Origin of the sequence: Phreatobacter sp. (genome assembly GCF_052440005.1) — a bacterium.
Classification (GTDB): Bacteria; Pseudomonadota; Alphaproteobacteria; order Rhizobiales; family Phreatobacteraceae; genus Phreatobacter.
In genome coordinates this window covers 1-8,921 of record NZ_JBQVQL010000132.1, presented here as the reverse complement: position 1 = coordinate 8,921, position 8,921 = coordinate 1, and the positions used below count along the sequence as shown (strand labels likewise).

General features: G+C 70.1%; 9 protein-coding genes and 1 pseudogene. 5 read left to right on the top strand and 5 right to left on the bottom strand.

Going from position 1 to position 8,921, the window contains the following annotated elements; translation table 11 throughout:
- A pseudogene (locus tag ACT6XY_RS21385) lies at nucleotides 1-985 on the bottom strand (DNA mismatch repair protein MutS); the annotation flags it as partial.
- Between the two features lie 306 nt (nucleotides 986-1,291).
- Complete coding sequence (locus ACT6XY_RS21380) at nucleotides 1,292-2,026, bottom strand: IclR family transcriptional regulator domain-containing protein (protein WP_444750328.1); 735 nt, start codon at nucleotides 2,024-2,026, stop codon at nucleotides 1,292-1,294.
- Between the two features lie 180 nt (nucleotides 2,027-2,206).
- Between ACT6XY_RS21380 and ACT6XY_RS21375 the strand changes: the two genes are divergently transcribed.
- Nucleotides 2,207-3,070 carry a type 1 glutamine amidotransferase gene (locus ACT6XY_RS21375; protein WP_444750327.1) on the top strand — a complete coding sequence of 288 codons (864 nt, stop codon included), beginning with the start codon at nucleotides 2,207-2,209 and terminating at the stop codon, nucleotides 3,068-3,070.
- Between the two features lie 4 nt (nucleotides 3,071-3,074).
- Here the strand turns inward: ACT6XY_RS21375 and ACT6XY_RS21370 are convergent, their stop codons facing one another.
- Both ACT6XY_RS21370 and lepA read right to left on the bottom strand, forming a co-directional pair.
- On the bottom strand, nucleotides 3,075-3,635 hold the full coding sequence (locus ACT6XY_RS21370; RefSeq protein ID WP_444750326.1) for a hypothetical protein: 561 nt from the start codon (nucleotides 3,633-3,635) through the stop codon (nucleotides 3,075-3,077).
- A gap of 136 nt (nucleotides 3,636-3,771) precedes the next feature.
- Complete coding sequence (gene lepA, locus ACT6XY_RS21365) at nucleotides 3,772-5,577, bottom strand: translation elongation factor 4 (RefSeq protein WP_444750325.1); 1,806 nt, start codon at nucleotides 5,575-5,577, stop codon at nucleotides 3,772-3,774.
- A gap of 145 nt (nucleotides 5,578-5,722) precedes the next feature.
- On the opposite strand from lepA, the gene ACT6XY_RS21360 reads away from it, so the two are divergent.
- Nucleotides 5,723-6,220, top strand: coding sequence for a universal stress protein (locus ACT6XY_RS21360; protein ID WP_444750324.1), 498 nt, complete (start codon nucleotides 5,723-5,725; stop codon nucleotides 6,218-6,220).
- Nucleotides 6,221-6,227: 7 nt separating this feature from the next.
- Here ACT6XY_RS21360 and ACT6XY_RS21355 read toward each other — a convergent pair whose 3' ends face one another.
- A complete protein-coding gene (locus ACT6XY_RS21355; RefSeq protein ID WP_444750323.1) occupies nucleotides 6,228-7,571 on the bottom strand; it encodes a hydrolase in 1,344 nt (447 codons plus the stop codon).
- A 164-nt stretch (nucleotides 7,572-7,735) separates the two neighbouring features.
- On the opposite strand from ACT6XY_RS21355, the gene ACT6XY_RS21350 reads away from it, so the two are divergent.
- The 3 genes from ACT6XY_RS21350 to ACT6XY_RS21340 all read left to right on the top strand — a co-directional run.
- Nucleotides 7,736-8,296 (top strand): NifU family protein, encoded by a 561-nt coding sequence (locus tag ACT6XY_RS21350; protein WP_444750322.1) that lies wholly within the window; start codon nucleotides 7,736-7,738, stop codon nucleotides 8,294-8,296.
- Nucleotides 8,297-8,306: 10 nt separating this feature from the next.
- A complete protein-coding gene (locus ACT6XY_RS21345; protein ID WP_444750321.1) occupies nucleotides 8,307-8,654 on the top strand; it encodes a hypothetical protein in 348 nt (115 codons plus the stop codon).
- Nucleotides 8,655-8,704: 50 nt separating this feature from the next.
- Nucleotides 8,705-8,921 (top strand): tRNA threonylcarbamoyladenosine biosynthesis protein TsaB (locus tag ACT6XY_RS21340; protein WP_444750320.1); only part of this gene is annotated, 217 nt, incomplete at its 3' end.

Below are 8,921 nucleotides of genomic sequence, written 5' to 3'. Positions count from 1 at the left end.
CGCCCGCCGCGGTCACGGTGCGGTCGACGGCGGCGGGGAGCGAGCCCTGCCGCTCGCCGCCGAGGGTGCGGACGAGTTCGAGATTGGCGCGCGTCGCCGCGTCGATGAGCATGGCGGCACCGGCCGGCTCGCGCACCGGCGGGGAGAGCGGCGCGCGCGTGGCGATCTGGGTGCGTTCGACATAGCCGGCGACAGCTGCGGCCGCCGACAGTTCAAGCCGCGAGAAGGCACCGAACCCGTCGAGTGTGCCGACGCCGAAATAGGCGGCGAGGCGGCGCTCGGCGCTGGCGCCGTCGAAGAGGTCGCGCGGGGTCGGCGAGACCGCCCTGAAGCCGCGCCAGAACTCGGCGAGGGCCGGGTCGGAATTGAGCACGTCGGAGACGACGATCTCACGCGGATCGACGCGGGCGATGTCGGCGGAAAGGCGGGTGCCGTCGGTCTCGGCGACACGAAACTCGCCGGTTGAGATGTCGACCCAGGCGAGGCCGTAGCCGTCGCCGGGGCCAACGGAGGCGGTGCGGGCGCGGGCGACGGCGAGGAGGAAGTTGCTGCGGCGGGGCTCGAGCAGCGAATCCTCGGTGAGCGTGCCGGGGGTGACGAGGCGCACCACGTCGCGCTTCACCACGGACTTGGAGCCGCGCTTCCTGGCTTCCGCCGGGTCCTCGACCTGTTCGCAGACCGCGACCTTGAAGCCGAGCTGGATGAGACGCTGGAGGTAGTCGTCGGCGGCGTGGATGGGCACCCCGGCCATGGGGATGTCCTCGCCGAGATGCTTGCCGCGCTTGGTCAGCGCGATGCCGAGGGCGCGCGAGGCGGCGACCGCATCGTCGAAGAACAGCTCGTAGAAGTCGCCCATCCGGTAGAAGAGCAGCGAATCCGGGTTCGCGGCCTTGATCTCGATATACTGCTCCATCAGCGGCGTGACGCGGCCCTCCGCCTCGGCGGGCGGTGGGGGGGCTGGCGGAGGGGTGGGAGCATCGAGCATCGGCGGCGACGCTCGCAGGTGAGGCCCTCGAATTCAACCGCCGCGGCGGAAAGCCCACAGGCTTCCGCGTCAGGGATCGGCCTTCGGGCGTGTTTCGGGCCGTTGCAGGGCGCAACCATCACCTCTCCCCGGCGGGGAGAGGTCGCGGAGCGAAAGCGAGGCGGGTAAGGGGGAGAGCGGCCGAAGGACTTCCTGCCCCCTCACCCGACCTTCGGTCGACCTCTCCCCGCCGGGGAGAGGTAATGGGGAGCCTCTTTCGGGGCGGGGAAAGAAGGGTGAGGGGCCCGGTGGGAAGACGGCCCCGCCTCACAGGATGCGCGCGAGATCCGCCTGCACCGCCTGCAGCCGTGGCAGGAACGTCCGGACGAGCGCATCAGGGGGAAAGCGCGCCGCCTGGGTGCCGATGTTGACCGCCGCAAGCACCCGGCCGGCGCGGTCAAGGACCGGCACTGCGATGGAGGTGAGGCCGAGTTCCAGCTCCTGGTCGATGACCACGTGGCCCTCGGCGCGCGCGCGCGCCAGAAGCGCCATGACCTCCTCGACGCCGGTGACGGTGCGGGTGGTCAGGGCCCGCCGCTCGGTGGCCGCGACGCGGGCCCGCGCCTCCGCCTCGGGCAGGGCCGCCAGCAGGACACGGCCCATGGACGTGCAGTAGGCCGGCAGCCGCGCGCCGACGGCGAGACCCACCGACATGATGCGCTTGGTGGCGGCGCGGGCGACGTAGACGATCTCGCCGCCGTCGAGGATGGAGGCGGAGGAGCTCTCGCCGATCGCCTCGCTCAGCCGCTCCAGGGCGTTCTGAAGGACGGCGGTGAGGGGCGTCGAGGCGAGATAGGCGTAGCCGAGCTTGAGCACGCGGGGCGTGAGGGTGAAGAAGCGCCCGTCGGTCTCCGCATAGCCGATGCGCGAGAGGGTGATCAGGCAGCGACGCGCGGTGGCGCGGGTGAGACCGGTCATGCGCGCCACGTCGGCGATGGTGAGGCGCGGATGGGCCGCGTCGAAGCAGGCGATCACCGCCAGGCCCTTCTCGAGGCCCAGCATGTGGTCGCGGTCGACCTGGAGGAAGCGGGAGGCCGGCTGGTCCACGGGGGCTCGCAGGTGTTGTGCGGTCACCGCACTTTGTCGCGCGTCCGCAGCGCCGCGGCAATGGCGTACCCCCATTTTCCTGACGCGCGCGATGTGCCATCTGGAGCGCATCCGCGATCCCACCCGCAGGCGCCCATGACCCTCCGCATCCTCGTCGTCGAAGGCAACACGGCCGCCGACCGCGCCCGCCATGCCGCCAGCCGCGGCGCCACCCCTTCCGAAGCCTATGCCGAGGTGCTGCGCGAGCTCGCTCCCGACGCGGTCGTCGACCTCGCCTTCCCCGCCGATCCCGGCGCCAACCTGCCGGACCCCGGCGGGCTCGAGGGCTATGACGGCGTGGCGCTGACCGGCTCCTCGCTCAACCTCTACGACATGACGCCGGAGATCCGCGCGCAGATCGACCTCGCGCGCGCCGTCTTCGCCTCGGGGACCCCCGTCTTCGGCTCGTGCTGGGGACTGCAGGTTCTGACGACCGCGGCAGGCGGGGTCGTCCGGCGAAACCCGAAGGGCCGCGAAATGGGCTTCGCCCGCAAGATCATCGCGAACGAGGCGGGCCGCTCCCATCCCATGCTGGCCGGCCGCCCGGTCGTCTTCGACGCGCCGGCGGTGCACCAGGACGAGGTGGAGACCATGGCGCCGGGCACGACGCTGCTCGCCTCCAACGGCATGAGCGAGGTGCAGGCGGTGGAGATCCGCGTCGGGGACGCGACCGCATGGGCGGTGCAATACCACCCGGAATTTTCCCTCGGCGAGGTGGCGGCCATCGGCCGGGCCATCGCGCCGCGGCTGGTGGAGGAGGGCTTCTTCGAGGACGGGCAGGCGGCGGCCCGCTGGAGCGCCGATCTCGACGCGCTCGATGCCGATCCGGCGAACCGGACCATTGCCTGGCGGCACGGCCTCGACGGCGAACTGCTCGACACGGGACGGCGACGGACGGAGATCGCCAACTGGCTCACCGCGCAGGTCCGCCCCATGAGGAGCCGGCGCGGGCGCGGCTGAGGAATCAGCGGGCGGGCACCGTCTGCTCCTCCATCATCCGGCGGATGATCTCCTCGACCCGCCGCACGTCCGGAATGCCCTGAAGTGTCTCCGAACGCTCGACCTTGTCGCCGTCGGAATCCCGCCCCTCTCCGAAGATCAGCTTCAACGAGCCGGAACCATCGGCCTTCTCGGTCCGCTCGATGGCGAAAACGGCCTGGGGCAGGATGCTGCGCACCGTGACGCGGCTGCGGCCGAGCGTAATCAAGGCGATGCGGCGGGCGGTGATGACCCAGACGCTGCGCGCGGCCCGTCGGGACAACCAGAACGGCGCGGCCATCATGCCGAGCCCGATCGCGACGAAAGGCAGGCCGAAGAGGACAAAAAAGGCGCCGAACCAGGACCACTCCTGACCCGTCGGTCCGCCGAAGCCGAGGAAACCGCCCAGCGACAGCGTTTCCCAGAACAGGGCGAAGAGTGTCCAGGGCACGGCAAAGAGCCAGATGCCGGCCGAGCGCCAGAACGCCATGCGTGAGGAGGGCTGTCCGGCCCAGCGGAGGGGCTCGCCGGCGAATTCGCTGTTCACGGCACGATGAAGGTCGTCTGGCAGGTCAGCGGGAGCTGTCATCCCCCGCACTGAACCACGAAGCCGCGAAGAAACGATGAAGTGACCTTTCGGAACGCGCGGCGTTCACCCACCGCGCGTTAACCGCTCAGGCCGCTCAGGCGTCCATCTTCAGGGCGGCGATGAAGGCTTCCTGCGGGATGTCGACCTTGCCGAACTGGCGCATCTTCTTCTTGCCCTCCTTCTGCTTGTCGAGAAGCTTGCGCTTACGGGAGATGTCGCCGCCGTAGCACTTGGCGGTGACGTCCTTGCGCAGGGCCGAGATGGTCTCGCGGGCGATGACCTTGGCGCCGATGGAGGCCTGGATCGGGATCTTGAAGAGGTGCTGCGGGATGAGGTCCTTCAGCTTCTCGCACATGGCGCGGCCGCGGCTTTCGGCGCGGTTGCGGTGGACGAGCATGGAGAGGGCGTCGACCGGCTCGCCGTTGACGAGGATCGACATCTTCACGAGGTCGCCCTCGCGGTAGTCGGTGATCTGGTAGTCGAAGGAGGCGTAGCCCTTCGAGATCGACTTCAGCCGGTCGTAGATGTCGAAGACCACCTCGTTGTGCGGCAGGTCGTAGGTGACCATGGCGCGCGAGCCGACATAGGTCAGGTCGATCTGCACGCCGCGGCGGTCCTGGCAGAGCTTCAGCACCGAGCCGAGATAATCGTCCGGCGTCATGATCTTGGCGCGGATCCACGGCTCCGAGATGATCTCGATCTTCATGGGATCGGGCATGTCGGCGGGGTTGTGCAGCTCGATCAGCGAGCCGTCGCGCTGCAGGATCTGGTAGACGACGGAAGGCGCCGTCGCGATCAGGTCGAGGTTGAACTCGCGCTCCAGCCGCTCCTGGATGATCTCCAGGTGGAGGAGGCCGAGGAAGCCGCAGCGGAAGCCGAAGCCGAGGGCAGCCGAGCTCTCCATCTCGAAGGAGAAGCTGGCGTCGTTGAGCCTGAGGCGGCCCATGGCGGCGCGCAGGTCCTCGAAGTCGGCGGCGTCCTGCGGGAAGAGACCGCAGAAGACCACGGGCTGGGCCGGCTTGAAGCCCGGCAGCGCCTTGGCGGTGGGCTTCTTCTCGTCCGTGATGGTGTCGCCGACGCGGGTGTCCGCAACCTCCTTGATGGAGGCGGTGATGAAGCCGACCTCGCCGGGGCCGAGGTCCACCACGTCCTTCATCTTCGGGGTGAAGACGCCGATCTTGTCGATGTCGTAGACCGCGTCCGTGCCCATCATCTTGATGCGCTGGTTCTTCTTCATCACGCCGTCGATGATTCGGACGAGGACGACGACGCCGAGATAGGGGTCGTACCAGCTGTCGACCAGCATGGCCTTGAGGGGCGCCGCGCGGTCGCCCTTCGGCGGGGGCAGGCGGGTGACGATGGCCTCCAGCACACCCTCGATGTTGATGCCGGTCTTGGCCGAAACCTCGATGGCGTCGGAGGCGTCGAGGCCGATGACGTCCTCGATCTGCTGCTTGACGCGGTCGGGCTCGGCCGCCGGCAGGTCGATCTTGTTCAGCACCGGCACGATCTCGTGGCCGGCATCCAGCGCCTGGTAGACGTTGGCCAGCGTCTGCGCCTCGACGCCCTGCGAGGCGTCGACGACGAGGATCGAGCCCTCGCAGGCGGCGAGCGAGCGCGACACCTCATAGGCGAAGTCGACGTGACCGGGCGTGTCCATCAGGTTGAGGACATAGGTCTTGCCGTCCTTGGCCGGATAGTCGAGGCGCACGGTCTGCGCCTTGATGGTGATGCCGCGTTCCTTCTCGATGTCCATGTTGACGAGGACCTGCTCGGTCATCTCGCGCGCGGTGAGGCCGCCCGTCACCTGGATGAGGCGGTCGGCGAGGGTCGATTTGCCGTGGTCGATATGGGCCACGATCGAGAAGTTGCGGATGAGGTCGAGCGGCGTGTCGGTCATGGCCCGCACATAGCAGCGAAGCGGCCGGTTTGGAAGGATTGCGACGCCGTGACGCCCGCGCGACGAGCGGCCCGGGTCCTCCGGCTTGCCAAGTCTGATCACCGGGTGCGACATAGCGACTGTTGCGGTGCACAGAGAGGCCACGATGACCCGCAAGCGCGAAGCCTATCATTCCGGCCACACGCCGAAGTTCATGGTGGTGGTGGACGACACGCCGGAATGCGACCGGGCCATCGTCTTCGCCGCCCGCCGCGCGTCCCGCACCGGCCATCGGCTGCAGATGCTGGCGGTGGTGGAGCCGAAGATCGGCGACGGCCAGGCGCTGTTCGGCGTTGCCGACGTCATGCGCGCCGAGGCCCATGCCGATGCCCGCGCCAAGCTGGACGCGGCCGCAGACCGCGCCATGAAGCTCGTCGGCGTCGAGCCGGAGCTGGTGGTGCGCGAAGGCACGCTCGCCGAGGCGATCATCGCGCAGATCGAGGACGATCCGGACGTCTCCATCCTCATCCTCGCCGCCGGCGCCGGCAAGGACGGGCCGGGGCCGCTGGTCTCGGGCCTCGCGCGGACCGCCGGCTCCTACCCCATTCCGGTGGCCATCGTTCCCGGCCAGCTCTCCGACGAGGAGATCGAGGCGCTGGCCTGACGGCGCCTCACCAGGTCAGCTCGGCCACCGCGACGCGATTTTCGGCCGCGCTCCAGGCGCGCGCCACGATGCGTTCCTCGTTGAAGATCCCGACAACCGCGCGGCCGATCTCGGAGACCGGAAGGCGGAGCGTCGTCGCGGCATCGGTGGCGACCCCGCGCTTCACGTCGGCCGGCTCCTTGCCGTCGAGCAGCACGACGTCGCGGGGAATGCCGAAGTAGCCGCGCGGGCGGGTCATCTGCACCACGGCGCCGGCGGCGCGGTCGGCCTCGGCGAGTGGGCGCGCCGGGCGCAGGTGCACCACGCCGGAGGAGCGCGGGAAAGGCGAGCGATAGATGTGCGTCACCGGATGGCCCGGCACGGCGAGGACGAATTCCAGCGCATCCGCCGGGCCGGCGACGACCTCGCCCCAGCGCCCGTCGGCGCCGGTCGTGCTCTTCAGGAGCGCTTCGCCGCGTCGCTCACCGGTCGCGGCATCGACGCGGTGGACCTCCAGTGTCGCGCCGGCGACCGGGCGGTTGGTCGGCACGCCGCCGGCATTGCCGGTAACGAGACCGGAGAGCCGCACCTGCGGCTCCGGCGTCACGGCGAGGGTCGCAGGCTCGGCGCCGGCGATGAAGCGGTGGATCTCGCGGAAGGCGCGGGGATGGAAGGCGACCTCCCGGTGGTCGAGCTGGCCGAGCGCGATGTTGGTCGCGCCCCGCAGGGAGGGGCCCTCCGGCGTGATGCCGGTCGGCACGCCCGGCCGGCCGATGAGCGCGCCGTCGGGCTGCGCGAACTTGTCGTTGCCGTCGCTGCGCAGGCTGAGGAAGGCGGTACCCTCCACCACGTCGCTGTCGCGGCGGTTGAGCATGGTGAGGAAGGGGCCGCGGCCATTGAACTCGCTGCCAGGGCTCGCCTCCCAGTTGAAGACGCCGCGGTTCGGCGTGCCGCACAGCACGGCGTGGCTCACCTTCGCCGCCCCGCCGGCCTCGACCACGAAGTTGCGCACGGCATTGCCGCCGCGCGAGCTCGCGACAAGGGCGACGCGGGTCGCGCCCGTGCGGGCGAGGAGAGCGTCCACCTCGGCGGCGAGTTCGCGCAGCTGGTCGGCGGTGCCGGATCGGCCGGTCTGGGGCACCGCGTCGTCGTTGCGGGACAGGGGATCGGTGAAGTTGAGGGCGTGGAGGCGCTCGCGAGGCCAGCCGTTGGCCTCGAAGCGCCAGAGCGTCGTCATCCACAGGGCGGCATGGTCGCCGTTGCCGTGGACGAAGAGGATGGGCACCGGCGGGCGCGGCTGGGCGCGTGCGGGCAGGATGGCGGCGAGGGCGAGGCTCGAGCCCGTCGCGAGGATCTGTCGGCGTGTTGGCATTGGACGTTTCTCCCGGGGGCATGAGACTGGCGCAGCCCGCCGCCGCGTCAACCCGGCCGCTTTCCTGTTGACGCGACGGCTTGGGATCGCCACATCATGGGCAGGGTCAGTTTTTTGAATCATTCCAATCGGCCCGGCCTTGAACCGGCGCACGGGGGACCACCATGTTCATCCAGACCGAAGCCACGCCCAATCCTGCGACGCTGAAGTTCCTGCCCGGCCGCACGGTTCTGCCGGAGGGCACGCTCCACATGCCCAACGCGGAAGCCGCCCGCCAGTCGCCGCTGGCCGAGAAGCTCTTCGCCATCGACGGCATCGCCGGCGTCTTCTTCGGCAACGACTTCATCACCGTGACCAAGGGCGGCGCCGAATGGCCGCACCTGAAGCCGGCCATCCTCGGCGCGATCATGGAACATTTTATGTCGGGCCAGCCGCTGCTGCGCAACGACACCTCGCTGGCGCCGAGCGGCGACGAGGAGTTCTTCGATCCCTCCGATGCCGGCACCGTCGACACGATCAAGGAGCTCCTGGAGACGCGGGTGCGCCCGGCGGTCGCGGCAGACGGCGGCGACATCACCTTCCGCGGCTACAAGGACGGCATCGTCTATCTCGCCATGCAGGGCTCCTGCGCCGGCTGTCCCTCCTCCACCGCGACCCTGAAGCACGGCATCCAGAACCTGATGCGCCACTTCCTGCCCGACGTGCGCGAGGTCCAGGCGATCTGACGCGGGCCGCGTGAGCATCGGCTTTACCGGCCACTGCAGCCTAGCACCGGAAGAGGCGCAGGCGCGCCTTCGGGCCCTCGCCGCCAGCCGACCGGACCTGTTCGGGGGTCTCTATGTCCTGACGCCGGCGACGGCTCCGCCCGAGCCGTTCGGGGCCGACATTTCGCGTGATTTCGGCATCGCCGCGCGATGCTGGTTCAGGCTGCTGATGCCCGGCAAGGGCCGAGACGGCCCGCCGTCGCCCGAGGTGGTGGAACTCCTGTACCAGGTCTTCGGCACGGACCATCTCATCGTCACCTGGGAACTCGACACGGTGGTGCCGCCGCCGGCGTCCTGTCCGCCGACGACCGCGCCCTGACGCACCGGCCGGACCTTCACGACCCGCGGCGGACGGTGTAGCACGGGGCCATGCTGGTCCTCGCCCTCGACACGGCCCTCGGCGCCTGTTCGGCCGCCGTCCTCGACACCGCGTCGGGACGGATCCTCGCGGCGCGCTCCGAGCCGATGGCGCGCGGCCACGCCGAGCGGCTGATCCCTCTCGCCGCCGAGACCTGCGCAGAGGCCGGCGTGGCGCCTGCCGCCTGCCGCCGCTTCGTGGCGACCACGGGCCCGGGGAGCTTCACCG

Bases quoted from the DNA above. Each gene is read 5' to 3' on its own strand.
- lepA (WP_444750325.1), bottom strand. From the start codon at position 5,577: ATGACCGACACGCCGCTCGACCTCATCCGCAACTTCTCGATCGTGGCC.
- ACT6XY_RS21375 (WP_444750327.1), top strand. From the start codon at position 2,207: ATGACCCTCCGCATCCTCGTCGTCGAAGGCAACACGGCCGCCGACCGC.
- ACT6XY_RS21380 (WP_444750328.1), bottom strand. From the start codon at position 2,026: ATGCTGGGCCTCGAGAAGGGCCTGGCGGTGATCGCCTGCTTCGACGCG.
- ACT6XY_RS21360 (WP_444750324.1), top strand. From the start codon at position 5,723: ATGACCCGCAAGCGCGAAGCCTATCATTCCGGCCACACGCCGAAGTTC.
- ACT6XY_RS21350 (WP_444750322.1), top strand. From the start codon at position 7,736: ATGTTCATCCAGACCGAAGCCACGCCCAATCCTGCGACGCTGAAGTTC.
- ACT6XY_RS21355 (WP_444750323.1), bottom strand. From the start codon at position 7,571: ATGCCAACACGCCGACAGATCCTCGCGACGGGCTCGAGCCTCGCCCTC.